The organism is Natronospira bacteriovora, assembly GCF_030848495.1.
In the GTDB taxonomy this organism is placed as follows: domain Bacteria; phylum Pseudomonadota; class Gammaproteobacteria; order Natronospirales; family Natronospiraceae; genus Natronospira; species Natronospira bacteriovora.
In genome coordinates this window covers 531809-552840 of record NZ_JAVDDT010000001.1, presented here as the reverse complement: position 1 = coordinate 552840, position 21032 = coordinate 531809, and the positions used below count along the sequence as shown (strand labels likewise).

Here is a 21032-nt window from a genome sequence, read left to right as displayed (position 1 = left end):
GGGCGGCAAGCAGGTATGATGACCGGATATGAGCGCGCGGTAAAATCGCACAAATGCCCGCGGTGTTCAACGGCAAACGGCCACCAGGGCCAGCGCATCAGGGAACGGGAGTGCAAATGAGTGCCGATGCCAGATTGGAGGCCCTGAAAGCCTGGCTTGCAGGCTTGTATCCGCAATGTCCATTCCATCTCGCGCCGGCCTCGGCGGATGCGTCCTTCCGGCGGTATTTCCGGGTCAGTGGCCTGGAGTCGGGCAGCCTGATCGTGATGGATGCGCCGCCCGACCGAGAGGACACGGCGCCATTCCGGGATGTGGCACAGCGCCTGGCCCGGGCGGACATCCGTGTGCCGGCCATTCGTGCCGCCGATATCGACCAGGGTTTTCTGCTGCTTGAGGACCTGGGCCGGGAGACCTATCTGGAGGCCTTCTCATACCGTGATCCGGCGCCCCTGATGGAGGCCGCCGTGGATACCCTGGTTCGCATGCAGTCGGGAACCGAGACCGAGGGGCTGCCGGAATACGACCGCGATCTGCTCATGCGGGAGCTGGCCCTTTTCCCGGACTGGTATCTGGCCCGGGAGCGCGGTATCGACGTGCCCGGTGAGGAGCGTGAGCTGCTCGAAAGCCTGTTCAGGGAACTCTGTGATCGCGCCCTGGCCCAGCCCCGGGTTTTCGTGCACCGGGATTTCATGCCCCGCAATCTCATGGCATCCCACCCGGCACCCGGGGTGATCGATTTCCAGGATGCCGTGCTTGGCCCCATCAGTTACGATCCGGTCTGCCTGTTCATGGACGCCTTTCACAGCTTCCCCGCCGCCACCGTGCAAGCCGGGTTGAGTCGCTTCCACCGTCAGGCGCTGGCGGCCGGGCTGCCGGTTCCCCATTCCCGCTCGGATTTTCTGGATGACTGCCGCTGGATGGCGGTACACCGGCACCTCAAGGTCATCGGCATCTTTGCCCGCATCGCTCATCGCGACGGAAAACCCCATTACCTCAGCGACGTTCCGCGATTTTTTGCCTATCTGCGCCAGGCCGCCGCGGCGGAACCGGCATTGCGGCCCCTGCAGTCACTGATCGAGCGTTGGAGCCCGGGCGCGGCAAGGGGAGCATCGGCGTGAGGCGTCGAGCCATGATTCTCTCGGCCGGGCGCGGGGAACGCATGCGTCCACTCACGGATCGATGCCCGAAGCCGTTGCTGGAAGTGGATGGCAGGCCCCTGATCGAGCACCAGATCCGGCGCCTGGTAGCGGCCGGCTGGCCCGAGATTGTGATCAATCTGGGCTGGCTGGGTGAGACGCTGGAAACCGCGCTGGGCGATGGCGCCCGCCTTGGTGCCCGCCTGTTCTATTCGCCGGAGGGCTGGCCGGCTCTGGAAACCGGCGGCGGCATCAGCCATGCCCTGCCATTGCTGGGGCCGGAGCCCTTCCTGGTGGTCAACGGTGACGTCTGGTGCGATACCGATTTCAGGCAGCTTGAACTGGGGCGCGAAGACCTGGCCTGCCTGCTGCTGGTGGACAACCCGGCGCACAATCCCGGCGGTGACTTCGCCCTGCGAGACGGTCGCGTTGAAACCGCGGGGGAGCCACGCCTGACCTTCGCCGGCATCGGCCTGTATCACCCCGAGCTGTTCGCCGATGCTCCCCCGGGTGCCTGGCCCTTGGCTCCCCGCCTGCGTGACGCAGTCAGTGCCGGCCGCGTGGCGGGCATTCATCACACCGGCGAATGGGTCGATGTCGGAACCCCCGACCGCCTGGAGCAGTTGAATCGCAAACTGAGCAGTTTGTAATCGTAATCGGATTATCGAACGGAGCGAGGAATCAAAAAGCCGACAACGACAACGAGGGTACTGCCAGATTGACAGGGAGTTTGGCCCATGACCTGGGACTGCATCATCGGGATTGATTGCGCCACGGCGGCGGAGAAAACCGGGCTGGCCCGCGCGGTGCGGGGGGAGGCCGGCTGGGTGCTGGTGGAAGCCATGTCCGGGGCCGAGGTGGTGCCGGTGGAGCAGGTGGCCGAATGGATATCCGCTGCCGAGCGGCCCTTGCTCTGCATTGACGCACCATTGGGCTGGCCGGTGGCGCTGGGGCAGTCACTGGCCGAACACCGTGCCGGGGCCGGGATTGGCCCCGGGGCGGATGAACTGTTTCACCGCCGCTGCGACAGCTTCATCCACGAACGAACCGGTTGCCGCCCCATGGAGGTGGGCGCGAATTTCATCGCCCGCACGGCGAGGGCGGCCCTGGGTCTGCTGGCCGAGGTGCGTGAACACAGTCGCCGGCATCTGCCGCTGCTCTGGCATCCCGGGGCCGGGGACGAGGGTGGCGTCATCGAGGTCTATCCCGCCGCCACCCTGCGCATGCACGAGCTGCCCTGGCGCCGCTACAAGCCGGCCGCCGAACTGGAGCGGCGCGATATCATCATGGAAGGCTTCGGCGAGACACTGGCTCTGCCCGGAGCCCACTCAGCGGCCACTCAGGCCCTGCGCACCCAGGCGGATGTCCTGGATGCCGCTGTCTGCATCCTGGCCGGCATCGATTTCCTGGAAGGCCAGGCCATGGCGCCACCGCGTCTGGATGAGGACCTGGCAAAGGAAGGGTGGATATGGACACGCCGGGGAAGCGCCCCTTCCCCGGCGTGATCGTAGTCGTAATCGTAATCGGATTTTGATTCCTCGCTCCGTTCGAAAAGCCGATTACGATTACGAAAAAACCTGAGGCTGCGAGGTGTTCGTCTTTTCGTTTGCGGATTGCTGCCCGGGGCTTGTTGCTGCTGTCGAAAAGCCGATTACGACAACGATTACGACTACGAGAGCCTTGGCTCGTTGGGCTAGGGGGTCGGATAACCCAGGCGACGCAGCAAATGCGGCTGCAGGTCCCGCCATACGGTCATGGGGTCGGCGGGGCCGCCGAGGTCGGTGACCTGGGTCACTTCCAGGCCTTCATAGCCGCAGGGGTTGATGCGCTGGAAGGGTTCCAGATCCATGTTCACGTTGAAGGCCAGGCCGTGGTAGGTGCAGCCGTTGCGTACCCGCAGGCCGAGGGCGGCGATCTTGCGGCCTTCCACGTAGACGCCGGGGGCATCGCGGCGATTGGCCGCATCAATACCGTATCCGGCCAGGGTGTCGATGACGGCCTGTTCCAGGGCTTCCACCAGGGCGCGTACACCGAGTTTCAGCCGGCGCAGGTTGATCAGGGGGTAGACCACCAGCTGCCCGGGGCCGTGATAGGTCACCTGGCCGCCGCGGTCGATGTCGATGACCGGGATATCACCCGGTGCCAGTACATGCTCGCGCTTGCCGGCCAGCCCCAGGGTGAAGACCGGGGGGTGTTCCACTTGCCAGATGCGGTCGCTTTCATCGCCGCTGCGGGCGAGGGTCCACTGCTTCATCTCTTCCCACACGGGGTCGAAATCACGCCGGCCCAGCTCCCGGAATTCCGGTGGCGGGATGTCCTGACTGGTGGTCGCGGTAGACGCCATTTTTCGCCGTTTCAGAGGGTCATCAGCACGCGATCGGAGGCGTGCAGTTCCCGGTAGATGTCATCCAGCTGAGGGCGGCTTTCGGCCCGTACGGTCACCGTGAGGGAAATGAAGCGCCCGCCCTTGCTTTCCCGGTCACGAATGCCCACCACGGCGTCAGCGCCGGCCTTCTGGCTGATGATGGCAATGACGTGCTCGCGAAAGCCGTCTTCGTCCCGGCCCATGATCTTGAGCGGAAAGTCGCAGGGAAATTCCAGGGGGGTGTTGTTCTCGTCGATATCCTTCATGAAACCTTCACCGTACTCGACTGCACACGGGTTCTTTCCGAGAGAGTCTGTTGGAAACGTTGCCAGACCGGGCCAGGGCGACCGTCACCAATGGTAATGCCATCCACCTGCGTCACCGGCATGATCTCGCGGCTGGAGCTGGTGAACCAGAGTTCATCACAGCTTTGCAGCCGTGTCATGGCCAGCGGGGCCTCTTCCACAGCCACGCCCAGGTCACGTGCCAGATTGATGACCACGTCCCGGGTGATGCCCGGCAATATCGACGGGCCTTTCGGCGGCGTCAGCAGGGCACCATTCTCAACCAGAAACAGGGTCATGGAGCTGCCCTCGATCAGTTGGCCGTCCCGGTGCAGCAGGGCTTCATCGGCGCCGGCGTCGCGGGCGGCCTGCTTTGCCATGGCGTTGGCCAGCAAGCCGGTGGCCTTGATGTCACAGCGTCGCCAGCGAATGTCCTCCACCAGATGTGCGCGGGCTCCGTCGCTGGCGAAACGGGCAGGGGCCGGCGCCAGGGGGCTGCTCATGGCAAAGCAGGTGGGGGCCAGGTCAGGATCCGGGAATCCGTGGTCGCGCTGGGAATCAGCACCCCGGGTGATCTGGAAATACACCGTCTGGTCACCGCCCCCGTTTCGCTCGACCAGTTCGGCAATCATGGATCGCCACTGAGCCCGGCTCAGGGGGTTGCGCAGGCGGATTTCCCCCAGGCTGTATTCGAGGCGATCCAGATGGGCCTCCAGTTCGAAGGGCTGTCCGTCATAGATCGGCACCACTTCGTAGATGCCGTCACCGAAGAGGAAACCCCGATCCAGTGGTGAAATTCTGGCTTCCTGAAGCGGAAGGAATTCGCCGTTGAGCCAGGCTGTTTCGTGGGGGATCGCCATGATCAGTCGAAGAACAGCTTCACGCGATCGACCATGCGCTGCCAGAGGCTGCCAGACTGAATGTCCTCCAGGGCATGCACTTCGCGCTCGGCAATCACGTCGTCATTGAGCCGTACCCTGACCTTGCCCACCGGGTCTCCCGCCGAAATGGGCGCATCCAGGCGGCCGCGCAGATTCAGGACGGGATCCAGATCACGGTAGGTGCCTCGGGGGATGGTGACGAAAAGATCCTCGTTCACGCCCAGGTTCAGGTAATCGCGGGCACCACCCCAGATCCGCTCTTCAGCCAGGCTTTCACCGGCCGTGTAGAGGCGGTGGGTCTCGAAGAAGCGAAAACCGTAATTGAGCAGGGACTGGCTGGCATCGGCACGAGAGCGTTCGCTGCTCGACCCCATGACCACCGAAATCAGGCGACTGTCATTGCGCTCGGCGGACGTGACCAGGCAGTAGCCGGCGGAGCTGGTATGGCCGGTCTTGACTCCGTCCACGGAATCATCGCGCCACAACAGGGTATTGCGATTATTCTGGCGAATGCCGTTGAAGGTGAATTCCCGATCCGAATACCAGCTGTAGTACTGCGGAAATTCCTGAATCAGTGCCCGGGTAAGCCGGGCAGTATCGATGGCCGTGGTGTACTGGCTTTCGTCCGGCAGGCCGGTGGCATTGGCGTAGCTGGTGTTCTCCATGCCCAGACGTTGAGCGTACTGATTCATGAGGTCCACGAAGGCAGCCTCGGAACCGGCCACGTGTTCGGCCAGCGCAACGCTGGCGTCGTTGCCGGACTGGATGATCATGCCCTGGAGCAAATCTTCCACGGAAACACGCCGTCCCACCTCGATGAACATGCGCGATCCGGGCATGCGCCAGGCGCGTTCACTGACCATGACTTCATCATCGAGCGCGATGCTGCCGGTGCGCAGGGAATTGAAGACCACATAGCCTGTCATGACCTTGGTGATGCTGGCCGGCTCGACCACCTTTTCGGGATCCTTCTCGGCCAGTACGCGGCCACTGTGATAATCCATCAAGACATAGCTTTCCGCATCCACGGACGGGGCGGAAGGGATCGGACTGGACAGGGCCGGCCCGGCGACGAGAACGAGTGCGGCCAGCAGGGCCGGAACAACAGAGCGAACGCATGAAATCATCGTTTGTACACCTGATGAATACCGATGGGTGGAAACGGAAGCCAGTCCCGCATTTTAACAGGGCCAGGGCCCATGATGGGCCAGGTGACGGCAAAAGCCGGCCGCCTCAGTCGTGGACGAAGCGAGTGTCCTCGAAGCCGGCCCGGGCCAGTCGATCGAGCATGGCCTGGATTCGCTGTTCACCCTCCAGGGGGCCGACCTGAACCCGGTGGACACCCCGGCGCCCGCTTTCGGAGCGGATATGGACAGGTCGAATGCCCTCGCGTTCCAGCCGCTCCTTCAGGGCGCGGGCATTGCCCGCCTCGCCAAAGGCCCCGACCTGGATTCGAACCCGGCCCGAGGGAATGCCCATGCCGTCCCGGTGGCGGGACAGGGCTTCCACTCGAACCCGGCCGGTTCCGGCATCCACCAGGCCCAGACGATGGGCAGCCGCATAGGACAGGTCGATGATGCGGTCATGGGCGAATGGCCCGCGATCATTGACACGCACGATCACACTGCGATTGTTTTCCAGGTTGGTCACCCGCACATAGGTGGGCAGGGGCAGGCGGGTATGGGCAGCGGTAAGAGCGTACATGTCGTATTCCTCGCCGCTGCTGGTGCGCTGGCCGTGAAACTTCTTGCCGTACCAGGAGGCGACGCCTTCCTCGGAATAGCCCTCGGCAGAATCCATGACGTAATAGGTCCGCCCGAAGACTTCATAACTGGAAGGGTTCCCGTACCGGCTGCGCGGTTCATTCCGGGGTACGGGCTCGGGGATATTGTCCAGCCCGGGGGGCGGTGCAGTCGGGCCACTGTCACGGGTCTCGAAGGGGGCGCAGGCCGCCACCAGCAGGGTGAGCCCGGCCAGGAAAAGGGTGCTTCGCGGGAGCCCCGGTGAACGTTTAACGACGGCCATCCTTCTCCCTCGCGATTTCGCGGCTCAGCTCCCAGGCCGCCATGGCATAAAGGGGGCTGTGGTTGTAGCGGGTAATGGACCAGAAATTGTTCAGCCCCACCCACCAGGCATCACCGTTGCCCGTATCCAGCTGCACCGGCAATACCAGCTCATCGTCATCCACACCTTCGCTGAAGATCAGTCCGGCCGCACGCAGTTCATGAGCCCGCTTGCGCTGTAGCGGGTTGTTGACGCTGAAGGAGCGGTCGTCGGGAAGGATTGCCGGTACGGCCACGGCGTCGCCACCTTTCCAGTTATGCCGGGCGAAGTAGTTGGCCACACTGCCAATGCCATCTTCGATGTCGTTTAGCAGGTCCCGATTGCCGCTGCCGCTGAAATCCACCGCGTAGGCCCGCCAGGAGGAGGAAATGAACTGGCCTAGCCCCATGGCCCCGGCGTAGGAACCCCGCAGCTCGTGAATGTCGAGATCTTCCTCGTCCGCAAGCAGGAACAGCTGTTCGAGTTCGCGCCGGAAGAAGGCGGCGCGGGGCGGGTAGTCGAAGCCCAGAGTGACCAGGGAATCGAGCACCGGGTGCCGACCCTGATGACGCCCGTAGTAGGTCTCGATGCCGATGATGGCCACCAGCATCTCCGGATCCACATCGTATTCCCGGCTGGCGCGACGGATGACGGTTTCGTTGGCCTTCCAGAAGTCCACGCCGGCCTGGATGCGCGCCTCGGTGAGGAAGATCGGCCGGTAGCGATGCCAGGGCAGAGCCTCGGCCGGGCTGGCAATGGCTTCCAGTACGGCATCCTGGCGAATGACATTGGCAAACACGGATTCGAGCCAGTCGCGGTCCAGGTCGTGTTCCGAATCCATGCGCTCGATGAAGGCCTGCACATCCTCTCGCTCCAGCCAGTTGGCGGCTGACAGCGTCAGGGGACTGAGCATGAAAGCCAGAAGGGCGGTGATAGCCAGAGTGCTTTTCATTTGTCTGCCAGTGACTCCGTTGGATCCAAAGTGTCGAGCGCCGAATATGCTTTTTGTCGTTGTCGTTGTCGTTGTCGTTGTCGTTGTCGTAATCGGGTTTTCATCAGGCCACGAGCGACGAAAAAATCTCAAAAACCCGACAACGACAACGACAACGACTACGATTTAGATCACGACATGAACCGTCGATGACTGTTGATGCTCATGAGAATACCGAAACCGGCCATGAGGGTCACCATGGACGTGCCGCCATAGCTGACCAGCGGCAGGGGAACCCCTACCACCGGCACCAGGCCGGTGACCATGCCGGTGTTGACGAAGATGTAGACGAAGAACGTCAGCATCAGGCTGCCACCCAGAAGACGGCCGAAATTGTCCTGGGCGCGCAGGGCCAGCACCATGCCGCGCCAGAAGACGAAGAGGTAGATCAGGATCAGCAGGCCCACACCCAGCAGGCCGAATTCCTCCCCCAGGACAGCGAAAATGAAATCCGTGGAGCGTTCGGGCAGGAACTGGAGCTGGGACTGGGTACCTTCAGTCCAGCCCTTGCCGAAGAAGCCACCCGAACCGATGGCGATCTTGGACTGAATGATGTGATAGCCAGCCCCCAGGGGGTCGGATTCCGGATTCAGGAAGGTGAGTACGCGCTGGCGCTGGTAGTCGTGCAAATGAGACCAGAGGACGGGCAGGGCGGCGGCAAGGGCAAACAGGCCACCTATCATGTAGCGCCAGCGCAGTCCGGCGAGGAAGAGAACGAAGAAGCCGGCGGAGGCCACCAGCAGGGCCGTGCCCAGGTCTGGCTGGCGGGCGATGAGTGCGACCGGCACCGCGATGGCGAACAGCATCAGCAGAATCTGCCACCAGCGCGGTGGCAGGTGACGATCATGCAGGTACCAGGCGAGAGCAAGCGGCATGGCCAGCTTCATCATCTCGGAGGGCTGGAAGCGAATGAAGCCCAGGCTGAGCCAGCGCTGGGCGCCCTTGCCCATTTCGCCCATGATCAGTACCAGAAGCAGCAGGGCAATGACACCGAGAAAGACCCACGGTGACCAGGCCCGGAGCAGGCTGGGCGGGATCTGTGCCAGGGTTACCAGCACAGCCAGACCCAGGCCCATGCGGATGAGCTGGCGGAGCAGCAGTCCCGTATCCTCGCCACTGGCGCTGTAGACCACCGTGAGGCCGAAGCAGCAGAGGATGAGCAGCCCGAGAAGGAGCGGACCGTCCAGGCGCAGGGTGCTGAGGACACCGTTGCCTGAAGAGCCACCGCTGTTGAGGGTGCTGCCAAGGTAGTTAGCGGCCATTGTCGTTCTCCTCCTGCCGATGCAGCAGGAACTCATCCATTACCTTGCGGGCCACCGGGGCCGCAACACCGCCACCACTGCCGCCGTGCTCCACCAGTACGGAGATGGCGATCTTCGGATCCTCCGCCGGGGCGAAGGCGATGAACAGGGCGTGGTCGCGCAGGTGGAAGGCGACCTCCTCGTGTTCGTATTCCTCGTCTTCGCCCAGGCCGAAGACCTGGGCCGTTCCGGTCTTGCCGGCGATGCGGTAGGGCGCGCCAAAGCCGATGGAGCGGCCTGTGCCCCGGGGCCCGTGAATGGATTCCACCATGGCGTCCACGGTCAGTTGCCAATTGTTGCTGTTGATCTGGTCCAGAAGCTCCGAGCGATACGGCTCCGGTGCGGCCATGGCCTCGAACTCACGGGTAAAGGCATTGCGCAGGCCATGCAGCAAGCGGGGGCGGCGCAGCTCGCCGCGGTTGGCGAGTGCGGCGGTGGCCTTGGCCAGCTGCAAGGGCGTGGCCAGCATGTAGCCCTGCCCGATGCCGGCAATCACCGTCTCGCCGTGAAACCAGCCTTCGCCCAGCGCCCGGCGTTTCCACTCCCGGGAAGGAATCAGGCCGGCGCTTTCGCCAGGGATGTCCAGACCGGCGCGGCTGCCCAGGCCGAACTGGGTCAGATAATGGTGGATGCGGTCGATACCCAGTTCCATCGCCAGCATGTAGTAGTAGATGTCACAGGACTCGGCCATGGCACGCTTGAAATCGGTGGGGCCATGGCCTTCCCGCCGCCAGTCACGAAAGGGGCGGTCGCGGCCGTCAATGAAGAATTCACCGGTGCAGTTGACTTGATGATCCGGATCCATGGCATTGGCATCCAGGCCCGCCAGGCCGAGGAATGGCTTGACCGTGGAGCCGGGGGGGTAGCGTCCCCGGGTGGCGCGGTCGAACAGGGGACGCGCCGGATCGCTTTCCATGGCCCGGAAGGCCGTCCGATCCAGGCCGGTGGCCAGCACGTTGGGGTCGTATCCCGGGCGGCTGACCATGGCGAGCACACTGCCATCCCGGGTATCCAGGGCCACCACGGCGCCCTGCTTTCCCTCCATGGCATCCCAGGCGACACGTTGCAGGCGAAGATCGATGCTGAGGTAGAGGTCATCGCCCGGCACGGCTGGCTCCCGGACATCGAGCGTACGAATCACGCGACCCTGGGCATTGGTCTCCACCCGCCGGCTCCCTGCCCCACCGTGCAGGATGGGTTCGTAGGAAAATTCGATGCCGGTCTTGCCGATCTGGGTGGTGCCGCTGTAGCGGCTGCGATCGATGCGGTTCAGGTCTTCCCGGCTGATGGCGCCCAGATAGCCCACCAAATGCGAGGTCAATTCACCATGAGGATAGTGTCGGGCCAGGCGTGCACGGATTTCGACGCCGGGGAAGCTCTGCCGGTCAACCGAGAAGCGGGCGATCTCCGTTTCCGTGAGGTTCTGGCGAATGGGAACCGGTTGAAAGCGCCGCTGGCTGCGTAGCAGGCGAAAAAACCGTTCCCTGTCCGATTCCCGGATTTCGATCATGGCGCCCAGGGCGTCAAGGGTGGCGCCGATGTCTTCCACCTGTTCCGGGATCAGCTCGAGCTGGTAGTTGGGCACGTTTTCGGCGAGGATCTCGCCTCGTCGGTCGAAGATCAGTCCGCGTGTGGGTGGAATGGGTTCCACCCGCACCCGGTTGCCATCAGCCAGGGTGGCGTAATGCTGGTGATCGACCACCTGCAGCACGAACATACGCGCCACCAGCAGTAGAAGCAGGCCGGTGGCCAGCACGGCGGCCACAATGCCGCGTCGCATGAACAGGCGTCGATCCTGTTCCTGATCCCGAATGTGAAGATGAACAGACACGTCAGCTTACATCGAAGCGCCGGCGCAGGGAGCGCAGGAAAAACAGCACCCACGGCCAGAACAGCATCCCGGTGACAATGGGTGCCCAACGCCATTCCAGATCGTACAACTGTCCCGTGGCGCCTTCCACCAGGATCAGGATGAGTTCATTCACGGCCAGCAGCACCATCACCGTCATGGCCTGCTGCCAGACCGGGAAAACCCGCACACGCAGATGACTCATGGCGACCAGCACGCCGGTAATGGCCAATGCAATGGCATGCTGGCCCAGCAGGCTGCCGGTCAGCACATCCAGAATCAGGCCCACGCACCAGGCCGTGCCCACGTTGAAGCGGTGTGGCAGGGCCATGATCCAGTAGATCAGGAACAGGGCCGACCAGTCCGGCCGGAAGGGGGCGATGGCCTCGGGCAGCGGCCAGATGGTCAGCATCAGCGCCATCAACAGGGAAGCGAAGACCACCGAGCGGCCCTGTGCCGGTGCGTCCGTCATGATCCGTCTCTCCCCTCATTGCCGTCGCCTTCGCGGGCGCCATCGTGACGTTCCAGCTGCATGGGATCATGGTCAAAGGGCAGATTGTCTTCCCGCCAGACCAGCAGCACTTCCCGGCTGCGATTGAGTGCCGCAGCGGGTTCGGCGTGAATTTCGGCGAAGGTTTCCCCGGGTCGGCGGCGGACTTCGGTCACCACGGCCACCGGATAGCCTCTCGGGAAACGCATGCCCAGGCCCGAGGAGACGAGCAGGTCGCCCGTCCGGATGTCTGCACTATTGGGCAGATAAGGCAGATCCAGTCGGGTGATGTCGCCGGTACCCAGGGCAATGGTGCGAAGACCGTTGCGGTTGACCTCCACGGGGATGGCGTGACTGGGGTCGGTAATCAGGATGGCATTGGCGCCAAACAGGCCGGCATGGGTGACCTGGCCCATGATGCCATCGGCATCCAGCAGCGGCTGCCCGGAATGGACGCCGTGACGGCTGCCCTTGTCCACTACCACCCGGTGGCGAAAAGGATCAAGGCTGACCTGGAGCAGCTCGGCGGCCAGCAGACGTTCACCCACCCGGGCGCCGGACTGCAGCAGCTCCCGAAGGCGTTCGTTTTCCTGTTCCAGGCTTGCCAGACGCTGGTTCTGGGCGCTGAGCTCCAGTTGCTGTTCCCGCAGTCGGCGGTTCTCTTCCATCAGGTGGCCACGTGTGGCCAGGGTCTCGCTGGCCCGCTCCAGCGCGGCGGAGGGCAGATCCACCATCAGCTGGATGGGATAGGTCACGATGGAAAGCGCCTGGCGCAGCCGGTCAAGATGGCCTTCGCGGTGGTCGACCGCAATGATGACAATGGAGAGCAGGATCAGCAGGGCGACCCGAACCACCGGCGAGGGTCCGTGCCCGAACAGCTTGGTGTTTCGATTGCCACCGAAGGCGGTGCCCATTACCTGTCCTCACTGACGGCTGGAAGGGCCGGGCGGGTTGCCCGGCCCTGTACAGGGCCGTCGACGGGATTCAAGCTCATTCGACTGAAAACAGCTCGCTGCCGTGTTCGTCCATCAATTCCAGCACCCGTCCGCCACCGCGGGCGACGCAGGTGAGCGGGTCATCGGCGATCACCACCGGAATGCCGGTTTCCTCCATGAGCAGGCGATCCAGATCCCGCAGCAGGGCGCCACCACCGGTCAGAACGATGCCGCGGTCAGCCACGTCGGAGCCCAGCTCGGGTGGCGTCTGTTCCAGGGCCGTCTTCACCGCGCCAACGATGCCGGCCAGCGGTTCCTGGAGCGCCTCGAGGATTTCATTGCTGTTGAGAGTGAAAGCCCGGGGAACCCCTTCCGAGAGGTGGCGCCCCTTGATCTCGATTTCCCGCACTTCCTCACCGGGGAAGGCGGAGCCGATCTCGTGCTTGATGCGTTCCGCCGTGGCTTCCCCGATCAGGGTGCCGTAATTGCGGCGGACATAATTGATGATGGACTCGTCAAAACGGTCACCACCGATGCGAACGGAGGCGGCGTAGACGATACCGTTGAGGGAAATCACGGCCACTTCCGAGGTGCCGCCACCGATATCCAGCACCATGGAGCCCTTGGCTTCGTGCACCGGCATGCCCGCCCCGATGGCGGCGGCCATGGGCTCATCGATCAGGTAGACCTTGCGGGCCCCGGCTCCGGCCGCTGACTCGCGGATGGCCCGTCGTTCCACCTGGGTGGAGCCATGGGGGACGCAGACCACGACACGCGGGCTGGGTCGGAAGTAACGGGTGCCGTGGGCCTTGCGAATGAAGAACTGCAGCATCTTCTCGGTGACGGTGAAGTCGGCGATCACGCCGTCCTTCAGGGGGCGGATGGCAACGATATTGCCTGGGGTTCGGCCCAGCATGCGCTTGGCTTCCACGCCCACCGCTTCGATAGTCTTGCTGCCCCGGCCCGGATCGTCACGAATGGCCACGACCGAGGGCTCATCAAGGATGATGCCCTTGCCCCGGACATAGATAAGTGTGTTGGCCGTGCCCAGATCAATGGACAGGTCGTTGGAGAAAAAGCCTCGAACACTGTTGAACATCGGGGGGATTCTTCTTTGTCAGTAGGGCCGAACCGTCGGCCCGTGAGCGATGTGTTCCGCGCTTCGCAGTCTGGGAAAAAAACCGCATAGCGCACCGCGCGTACTTTAGCAACCGACCCCGGTTTGGGCAATCGGTAACGGCGTTTTCCGGATTTGCCCCGCCAGTCGGGCCATGACGCCCACGGGCCGCTTGTGGTAGATTTCACCGCTTGTTTCACGGCAGCGGAGGCTTTCGCCCATGTCCCTCAGTCCCGACCAGGTTCGCCATATCGCCCACCTGGCACGACTTCGCATTGAAGACGGAGATATCGACCAGTACGCGGACAATCTCTCCCGTATTGTCGATTTTGTCGACCAATTGAGCAAGGCCGATACGGCTTCGGTCACGCCCATGGCGCATCCGCTGGACATGGCCCAGCGTTTGCGGGAAGACGAGGTGACCGAGAGCAATCACCGCGATCAGTACCAGCAGAACGCGCCGGCCACGGAGGCCGGCCTGTATCTGGTCCCCCGGGTGATCGAGTAAGGCCCGGATTCCTGACCTTTGCGCAGCTGTAGCAACAGTAGCCCGCCGCGGTGGGCCCGATGCTGAAACACGGGATTATCAAGCATGCATGACAAGACCCTGTCAGAACTGGCGGCCGGCCTGAAGGCCGGGGATTTCTCCAGTGAGGAGCTGACCCGCCACTACCTCGACCGTATCGAGAAGATGGATGGCGACTTCAACGCCTTCATCACGCCCACGCCCGAGCAGGCCCTTGCCCAGGCCCGCGAGGCCGATCAGCGCATTGCCACCGGCAATGCGGGGCCGTTGACCGGCCTGCCGCTGGCTCACAAGGATATTTTCTGCACGCGGGGGGTGAAGACCAGTTGCGGCTCGAGAATGCTGGACAACTTTGTTTCTCCCTATGACGCCACCGTGGTTGAACGTCTGGCCGCCGCCGGCGTGGTCATGCTGGGCAAGACCAATATGGACGAGTTCGCCATGGGCTCGTCCAATGAAACCAGTTACTACGGCCCGGTGAAGAACCCCTGGGATCGCAGCAAGGTGCCGGGCGGTTCCTCCGGTGGTTCGGCCGCCGCCGTGGCGGCACGCATGGCTCCGGCCGCAACCGGTACCGACACCGGTGGTTCCATCCGCCAGCCGGCGGCCCTGACCGGTCTGACCGGTTTCAAGCCCACTTACGGGCGGGTCTCCCGCTACGGCATGATCGCATTTGCCTCCAGTCTCGATCAGGCCGGTACGCTGACCCTGAGTGCGGAAGACGCTGCATTGCTGACTCAGGTGATGGCCGGCTTCGACGAGCGGGATTCCACCAGTGCCCAGGAAGACGTGCCGGACTACATGGCGGCCCTGGGGGCGGACCTCAAGGGGCTCAAGGTGGGCGTGCCGAGCGAGTTCTTTGACGATGGCCTGGAAGCCGAGACCCGCAAGGCTGTCGAGGATGCCCTGGATGTCTATCGCCGGATGGGTGCCGAAATACGGGAAGTGCACCTGCCGAACCTGGGTCTGTCCGTTCCCACCTATTATGTGGTGGCGCCGGCGGAATGCTCGTCCAACCTGTCCCGATTCGATGGTGTGCGCTTTGGTTATCGCTGCGAAGATCCCAGGGATCTGCTGGACCTCTACGAGCGTTCCCGTGGCGAGGGCTTCGGCCCGGAAGTCAAACGCCGCATCATGACCGGTACCTATGTTCTGTCCGCCGGCTATTACGATGCCTACTATCTGCAGGCCCAGAAGACGCGAAAGTTGATTCGCGACGACTTCATGCGTTGCCTGGAAGACGTGGATGTGCTGATGGGCCCGACCACGCCGACCCCGGCCTTCGGTGTTGGCGAGAAGACGGATGACCCGATCACCATGTATCTCAATGATATCTACACCATTGCGGTGAACCTGGCCGGTCTGCCGGCCGTGTCCGTGCCGGCCGGATTTGCCGGCGGGCTGCCGGTGGGCCTGCAGATCATTGGCAAGTTCTTCGATGAAGGGCGTCTGCTGAATGTGGCGCACCAGTTCCAGCAGCAGACGGACTGGCACCGGCGGATGCCGGAGGGGATTTGAGCCAACAGTGAACAGACGCCAGTGAACAGAATGCCGTCCAGTCGACATGGCGTTGCGCCGGATTGGTGAACTGGCTGTCGGATACTGTTGGGATTGAATAGTGGCTTGAGAACATTCCGGTTCATTCCGGGAGCCGTTCGCTGACAACGCTTATCAGGATTTTCATTATGGAATGGGAAACCGTTATCGGTCTCGAGGTTCACGCCCAGCTGCAGACCCGGAGCAAGATCTTTTCCGGCAGCTCCACGGCATACGGGGCGGAACCGAACACGCAGGCCTCACTGATCGACCTGGGCTACCCCGGCATGTTGCCCGTGCTCAACAAGGAAGCGGTTCGAATGGCCGTCAAGCTGGGCCTGGCCATTGGTGCGAAGGTTTCGGAGCGGTCGGTCTTCGCCCGCAAGAACTACTTCTACCCGGATCTGCCCAAGGGTTATCAGATCAGTCAGTACGAACTGCCGGTGGTGTATGAAGGCAGCATGGACATCGAGCTGGATGACGGCAGCACCAAGACAATCGGCGTCACCCGTGCACACCTGGAAGAAGATGCCGGCAAGTCCCTGCATGAAGGGTTTGAGACCATGACCGGTATCGACCTCAACCGTGCCGGCACGCCGCTGCTGGAAATCGTCTCGGAACCGGATCTTCGTTCACCGAAGGAAGCTGTGGCTTACATGAAGAAGCTGCACTCCCTGGTGCGCTACCTGGAAATCTGTGACGGCAACATGCAGGAAGGCTCCTTCCGCTGTGATGCCAATGTCTCGGTGCGGCCGAAAGGCCAGAAGGAGTTCGGCACCCGCACCGAGATCAAGAACGTCAATTCCTTCCGCTTCGTGGAGAAGGCGATCGAATACGAGGTGGAACGCCAGATCGACTTGCTGGAGTCCGGTGGCACCGTGGTTCAGGAAACCCGTCTCTATGATCCGGGCAAGGGTGAAACCCGCTCCATGCGAACCAAGGAAGAAGCCAACGATTACCGCTATTTCCCGGATCCGGATCTGCTGCCGCTGGAAATTGAATCGTCCTTCGTGGAGACCGTGCGCGCTGATCTGCCGGAATTGCCGGACGAGAAGAAGGCTCGATTCCAGGGAGACTATGGCCTCAATGCCTACGATGCCGGTGTGCTCACCGCCACCCGTGAGATGGGTGATTTCTATGAGGCCGTGGTCAAGGCCAGTGGCGGCGATCCCAAGCTGGCCGCCAACTGGGTCATGGGTGACTTTTCCGGTTTCATGAACAAGGATGGAGTGGAGCTGGAGGCAGCGCCGGTGACGGCCGAAGGCCTGGCCGGCCTGATCAAGCGCATCGAGGACAAGACGATTTCGGGCAAGATTGCCAAGGACGTCTTCGAAGCCATGTGGAACGGTGAAGGCGATGCCGACACCATCATCGACAAGAAGGGCCTGAAGCAGATCACGGACAGCTCGGCCATCGAGCCCATCATTGACGAGGTAATCGCCAACAATCCCGAGCAGCTCGAACAGTACCGTGCCGGCAAGGACAAGCTGTTCGGCTTCTTCGTCGGGCAGGTCATGAAGGCCAGCAAGGGCAAGGCAAACCCGCAGCAGGTCAATGAACTGCTGAAGAAGAAACTCTGAGCTTTTGCGCGCCATGAGTGAATCTGGAAAACAGGCGGACAGTCTTCATCGCTTCCTGTTCGAGGAGGCCCCCGTGCGCGGGGAACTGGTGCATCTGGACAGTAGCTGGCAAGCGGCGCTGGAACATTCGGATTATCCGGCGCCGGTGCGATCGTTGCTTGGCCAGGCCATGGCGGCGGCCAGCCTGTTGGCGTCCACTCTGAAGTTCGAGGGTGCCATGACTCTCCAGGTTCAGGGGGATGGGCCGGTCAGCCTGATGGTGGTTCAGTGCAGCAGCGAGCTGGTGATTCGGGGTACGGCTCAGGTTCAGTCAGAAGTGGCCTCCACGGCCGGCTTTCGCGAGTTGCTGGGCGAGGGCACCATGGCCATCACCATCGAGCAGCAAGGTCAGTCCGAGCGGTATCAGGGAATCGTGCCCATGGAAGGGGATGATCTCGCCACCTGCCTGGAGGCCTATTTCGATCGCTCCGAACAATTGCCCACCCGACTCTGGCTGACAGCGGATAGCGACGCGGCTTCCGGATTGTTGCTTCAGCTTGTTCCCGGAGAAGATGAGGGTGGCGAAGGCTGGAACCGGGTCATCACGCTGGCGGATACGGTCAAGGGCGAGGAGCTTCGGGTGCTGCCGGCCAGACAGCTTCTCCATCGCCTGTATCACGAAGAAAACCTGCGTCTATTCGAAGCCAGGCCGGTCAGCTTTCGCTGTACCTGCTCCCGTGAAAAGATCGTCGATGTCCTGCGCCGCCTCGGACAGGAAGAGATCGAGGAAGTGCTTGAAGAGCAGGGGCAGGTGCAAGTGGCCTGCGAATTCTGTGGCCGGCATTACTACTTCGATCGTGTGGATGCCGCGGCACTATTTATCGATGCCAGTTCAGGACAGAGCACGACCCGCCACTAAGTTATTCACTCCAGCTGATAAAAAGCGCCAATGCGGGTAACCGCATTGGCGCTTCTTTTTTGCGCTCAGGAAGTGATCAGGGACTGTCGGGAACCGTGTAATCCCGTTCAGTCACGACACCGTTATAGTCAATGCGCAGAGTCAGGATATCCCCGGCGGAAAGGCTCACGCCCGGAAGCTCAAGGAGATATTGAAAGCGGATGCCACTCTGAATGCTGACGAAGGCATCAGAGATATCGATGTCATCAACCGAGAAGTAATCGCCGCCCGTGTCAATCCCCAGATCACGCAGATTGTCTTCCGCGGATCCGCTGACGGCCAGGCCGATGGAAAGAACCGGAATGCCGAGTGCGTTGGCGCGATCGATGACTTCTTGCTTGTTGGTTTCAATGGAGCTGTTGTCGCCACCATCACCCATGGTCACCAGAATCTTGCGTTCATTGTCCGCATCTTCAAGTACATCAAGGCCGGCGTCGACGGCATCGTATAGAGCAGTCATGCCGCCCCAGTTGTACCAGTTCGCGATCTGAAGATCCGGAGTAGCCGCGTGTGGCTCATCGGCGATGGTCTGAGGATCCGTGTTGTTCAGCCAGATGCCGGAGTGCGGGTTGAACGCGTCCGTGATCAGACGCAGTGGCGCTTCATCCGAGGCGAACCCGGAGGCGCTGAAGGTGAAGTCAATCTCCGATCCCTGGTTATCCTCGAGTGTCCAGTTCTGCTCGATCCACTCATCATTGATGAGGTGCACCGAGCCATCGAAAATCGTGAAGCTGACTTCATCGTTGGCGCCACGAATATCGAGAAACTCGTGGGTGGCCAATGTGGTCAACTGGAAGCGGTCGAAGCTTTCACCGGTATCTTCATCGGTATAGGCCCACTGATACATGGAACCACTGGCGTCAAGCACAACGGATACTGAAGCCGCTTCCTGTGTGGCCGCGCTACTGGTCAGGCTACCGGTCGTGACCTGTGTCTGGTTGACCAGGGCCTCCACTGTACGGGGCGGCAGTCCGATGACGGCCAGCCCGCGCTGGTCATCGACCAGGGTGAAGGCGACGCGTCCATCACTCTGTACCTGCATCGAACCGATGCGGTAACTCCAGTTGGATGGGATTGTGGATGCATAGCCCGCCCCGCCACTTCGAAAGTTGGCGACTTCCGCTTCAATCGGACGGAAGCCATCGCGGGTTGCGCGAATGGCAACAGCATCGGCCGGCGGGTTGGCGCTGAATTCCCCACACTCATCGGCTTCAATCGCTTCGCCGGTCACGACACCGCTGTCGTCCAGGAACTCGATGGTGGCATCGGCCAGTGCCTCGTAGCCACCTGGAACGTCCGCGCAATTTCCGGCCGCAGCAAGGATGCTGCCGCCAGCGGTTGGACGCAGTGATGCAGGGCGATGACCCATCATGCCCGATCCATCCCCATCACCGTCACCATCCAGGGTTCCCGCCGGTGCGAGAAGTTGGCCCTCAATGTGGTTCGGGTCGTCAGAGCTGCTGCTGAAGCAGCCTCCCAAAGCGAATGTGCCTGCGACGGCAACCGCCGCGATCAGATGTTTGTTCATAACCTTTTGCTCCCAATTCCCTGTCGGGAAAATTTTGAAGTATTTGATGAGTGCATAGACGGCATGCATCACCGTTATTACGGTAGCACCGGGAGGGAAGGTGGTCTCTCCCCCGTATGGGGGGATTCGTAGGGGGGGTTATTTCCGTCGGATGGCGACAAAAACACCGCCGAATTCGGCACAGACGCGGCCATTGGCTTCAACCGTGCTGTGGAGTTCGATGGCGGATTTGCTGCGACGGGCGATGCCTCGCAGAAACTGGGTGATCAGGCCCATGTTGGGGGTAGGGCAGCGTGCGGTAAGTTCCCCCTCGGCCGGTTCCAGGTAGCGCATGCGGCTGTCGCGGATAACCAGGTGAACATCGGGCTGGTCCCTCAGCAGAACCCAGAGCAGGCCCCAGGCCGCCAGTGTCCCCAGACCGTGGAGGCTGCCGCCAAAGGCGGTTCCGATGTGATTGCTGTTGGGTGCCAGCGGTGCCTTCAGGGTGACGCCATCCCGCTGGACGGTATTTACGGAGACTTCCATGTGTTGCAGCAGGGGGATGCAGTCAAGCAGGTAGCGCTGGAGCGCCTCGGGGCTGTCGGAGGCTTCCAGGGCGGCGAGACAATCCTCAGGCGCATCGGCTTCATTGCTCATGAACAATCTCCACAGGCCGTGCATTCCGGGTCTCGGGCGAATCGGCTCTCCTGCCAGCGCCCGCTCAGGGCATCATAGCGTAACAGTCGCCCGCCAACAGAATCGCCGCAATGGGTAAGCAATTTAATGGTTTCCACGGCCTGCATGCTGCCGATGACACCCACCAGCGGCGACAATACACCATTGCGGGCGCAATCCCCCATGTCCTCATCCGGTGCCAATTCGTCGAACAGGCAGGCGTAGCAGCCGGAAGCCGGTCGTACGGGGTCGAATACGGCCAGCTGGCCCTGCCAGCGTATGGCAGAGCCTGATACCAGCGGAGTCCGCGTGGCCAGGGAGGCGCGATTGCTATTGAAGCGGGTGGGGAAGTTGTCGCTGCCGTCGACGATCACATCAGCCTCTTCGGCCGCCGCCCGCAGTGCTGGCTCGTCCAGGCGCCGATCCAGGCAGCGAATGCGGGCCTGCCCATTGAGGGCATGCAGACGCTCGGCGGCAGCCTCCACCTTGCGCCGCCCCAGCTCGGCATCACCGAACAGGATCTGGCGCTGCAGATTGGCCTCGTCCACGGTATCGAAATCGGCCAGCATCAGTTCACCCACACCGGCCGCCGTCAGGTAGGCGGCGCTGGCACAGCCGAGGCCGCCGACACCAATGACGAGGACCCGGCTACGTGCCAGCAAGGCCTGCGCATCCGGTCCGAAGCCGGGGAGGGCGTGATGTCGGGCATATCGTGTGTCGTTCATTCCCCCATTCTACCAATCCCACCCATCTCGCCCCATTCCGAATCCAATCCATATCCACTCCCCATTTCCGCGATGAACCAAAAAAAAGGGCTTCGAAATCCGAAGCCCTGTGGGGAGTTACTCACTTGCTTTCTCTCGCATCCCTGCGTCGCTC

General features: G+C 62.4%; 21 protein-coding genes. 7 read left to right on the top strand and 14 right to left on the bottom strand.

What is annotated here, in order from left to right; all coding sequences use genetic code 11:
- The first annotated feature begins 116 nt into the window (after window positions 1-116).
- From RBH19_RS02630 to RBH19_RS02620, 3 genes are all read left to right on the top strand, one after another.
- On the top strand, window positions 117-1118 hold the full coding sequence (locus tag RBH19_RS02630; protein WP_306727244.1) for an aminoglycoside phosphotransferase family protein: 1002 nt from the start codon (window positions 117-119) through the stop codon (window positions 1116-1118).
- A gap of 11 nt (window positions 1119-1129) precedes the next feature.
- The gene (murU, locus tag RBH19_RS02625; RefSeq protein ID WP_306727300.1) at window positions 1130-1786 is read left to right on the top strand and encodes an N-acetylmuramate alpha-1-phosphate uridylyltransferase MurU; all 657 of its coding nucleotides are present in this window, start codon (window positions 1130-1132) and stop codon (window positions 1784-1786) included.
- An 87-nt stretch (window positions 1787-1873) separates the two neighbouring features.
- A complete protein-coding gene (locus tag RBH19_RS02620; RefSeq protein ID WP_306727243.1) occupies window positions 1874-2641 on the top strand; it encodes a DUF429 domain-containing protein in 768 nt (255 codons plus the stop codon).
- A 188-nt stretch (window positions 2642-2829) separates the two neighbouring features.
- Here the strand turns inward: RBH19_RS02620 and lipB are convergent, their stop codons facing one another.
- The 11 genes from lipB to RBH19_RS02565 all read right to left on the bottom strand — a co-directional run bounded on the left by lipB (window position 2830) and on the right by RBH19_RS02565 (window position 13374).
- Window positions 2830-3480: a lipoyl(octanoyl) transferase LipB gene (gene lipB, locus RBH19_RS02615; protein ID WP_306727242.1), complete on the bottom strand. Its 651-nt coding sequence runs from the start codon at window positions 3478-3480 to the stop codon at window positions 2830-2832.
- A gap of 11 nt (window positions 3481-3491) precedes the next feature.
- Window positions 3492-3767 carry a YbeD family protein gene (locus RBH19_RS02610; protein WP_306727241.1) on the bottom strand — a complete coding sequence of 92 codons (276 nt, stop codon included), beginning with the start codon at window positions 3765-3767 and terminating at the stop codon, window positions 3492-3494.
- Window positions 3764-4645, bottom strand: a complete 882-nt coding sequence (locus RBH19_RS02605) for a D-amino acid aminotransferase (RefSeq protein ID WP_306727240.1) — start codon at window positions 4643-4645, stop codon at window positions 3764-3766. Before RBH19_RS02605 ends, RBH19_RS02610 begins: the two co-directional genes overlap by 4 nt.
- Window positions 4646-4647: 2 nt before the next feature.
- A complete protein-coding gene (locus RBH19_RS02600; protein WP_306727239.1) occupies window positions 4648-5793 on the bottom strand; it encodes a D-alanyl-D-alanine carboxypeptidase family protein in 1146 nt (381 codons plus the stop codon).
- Between the two features lie 106 nt (window positions 5794-5899).
- Window positions 5900-6691, bottom strand: a complete 792-nt coding sequence (locus tag RBH19_RS02595; RefSeq protein ID WP_306727238.1) for a septal ring lytic transglycosylase RlpA family protein — start codon at window positions 6689-6691, stop codon at window positions 5900-5902.
- Entirely contained in the window at window positions 6678-7661 is a 984-nt protein-coding gene (gene mltB, locus RBH19_RS02590; RefSeq protein WP_306727237.1) for a lytic murein transglycosylase B, read from the bottom strand. Before mltB ends, RBH19_RS02595 begins: the two co-directional genes overlap by 14 nt.
- Before the next feature lie 170 nt (window positions 7662-7831).
- Window positions 7832-8962, bottom strand: a complete 1131-nt coding sequence (gene rodA, locus RBH19_RS02585) for a rod shape-determining protein RodA (RefSeq protein WP_306727236.1) — start codon at window positions 8960-8962, stop codon at window positions 7832-7834.
- Window positions 8952-10832 carry a penicillin-binding protein 2 gene (gene mrdA / locus RBH19_RS02580; RefSeq protein ID WP_306727235.1) on the bottom strand — a complete coding sequence of 627 codons (1881 nt, stop codon included), beginning with the start codon at window positions 10830-10832 and terminating at the stop codon, window positions 8952-8954. The genes rodA and mrdA overlap by 11 nt, the downstream gene beginning before the upstream one ends.
- Before the next feature lies 1 nt (window position 10833).
- Window positions 10834-11322, bottom strand: coding sequence for a rod shape-determining protein MreD (gene mreD, locus RBH19_RS02575; protein WP_306727234.1), 489 nt, complete (start codon window positions 11320-11322; stop codon window positions 10834-10836).
- Entirely contained in the window at window positions 11319-12254 is a 936-nt protein-coding gene (mreC, locus tag RBH19_RS02570; protein ID WP_306727233.1) for a rod shape-determining protein MreC, read from the bottom strand. The genes mreD and mreC overlap by 4 nt, the downstream gene beginning before the upstream one ends.
- 76 nt (window positions 12255-12330) lie before the next feature.
- Entirely contained in the window at window positions 12331-13374 is a 1044-nt protein-coding gene (locus RBH19_RS02565) for a rod shape-determining protein (RefSeq protein WP_306727232.1), read from the bottom strand.
- 238 nt (window positions 13375-13612) lie between these two features.
- On the opposite strand from RBH19_RS02565, the gene gatC reads away from it, so the two are divergent.
- From gatC to hslO, 4 genes are all read left to right on the top strand, one after another.
- Window positions 13613-13900 (top strand): Asp-tRNA(Asn)/Glu-tRNA(Gln) amidotransferase subunit GatC, encoded by a 288-nt coding sequence (gene gatC / locus RBH19_RS02560; RefSeq protein WP_306727231.1) that lies wholly within the window; start codon window positions 13613-13615, stop codon window positions 13898-13900.
- Window positions 13901-13984: 84 nt separating this feature from the next.
- Window positions 13985-15436: an Asp-tRNA(Asn)/Glu-tRNA(Gln) amidotransferase subunit GatA gene (gene gatA / locus RBH19_RS02555; RefSeq protein ID WP_306727230.1), complete on the top strand. Its 1452-nt coding sequence runs from the start codon at window positions 13985-13987 to the stop codon at window positions 15434-15436.
- Between the two features lie 158 nt (window positions 15437-15594).
- Window positions 15595-17034, top strand: a complete 1440-nt coding sequence (gene gatB / locus RBH19_RS02550; protein WP_306727299.1) for an Asp-tRNA(Asn)/Glu-tRNA(Gln) amidotransferase subunit GatB — start codon at window positions 15595-15597, stop codon at window positions 17032-17034.
- 13 nt (window positions 17035-17047) lie between these two features.
- Window positions 17048-17932: an Hsp33 family molecular chaperone HslO gene (gene hslO / locus RBH19_RS02545; RefSeq protein WP_306727229.1), complete on the top strand. Its 885-nt coding sequence runs from the start codon at window positions 17048-17050 to the stop codon at window positions 17930-17932.
- A gap of 76 nt (window positions 17933-18008) precedes the next feature.
- Here hslO and RBH19_RS02540 read toward each other — a convergent pair whose 3' ends face one another.
- From RBH19_RS02540 to RBH19_RS02530, 3 genes are all read right to left on the bottom strand, one after another.
- A complete protein-coding gene (locus RBH19_RS02540) occupies window positions 18009-19568 on the bottom strand; it encodes a vWA domain-containing protein (RefSeq protein WP_306727228.1) in 1560 nt (519 codons plus the stop codon).
- 69 nt (window positions 19569-19637) lie between these two features.
- A complete protein-coding gene (locus tag RBH19_RS02535) occupies window positions 19638-20135 on the bottom strand; it encodes a YiiD C-terminal domain-containing protein (protein ID WP_306727227.1) in 498 nt (165 codons plus the stop codon).
- Complete coding sequence (locus RBH19_RS02530) at window positions 20132-20878, bottom strand: HesA/MoeB/ThiF family protein (RefSeq protein WP_306727226.1); 747 nt, start codon at window positions 20876-20878, stop codon at window positions 20132-20134. Before RBH19_RS02530 ends, RBH19_RS02535 begins: the two co-directional genes overlap by 4 nt.
- Window positions 20879-21032: the final 154 nt, after the last annotated feature.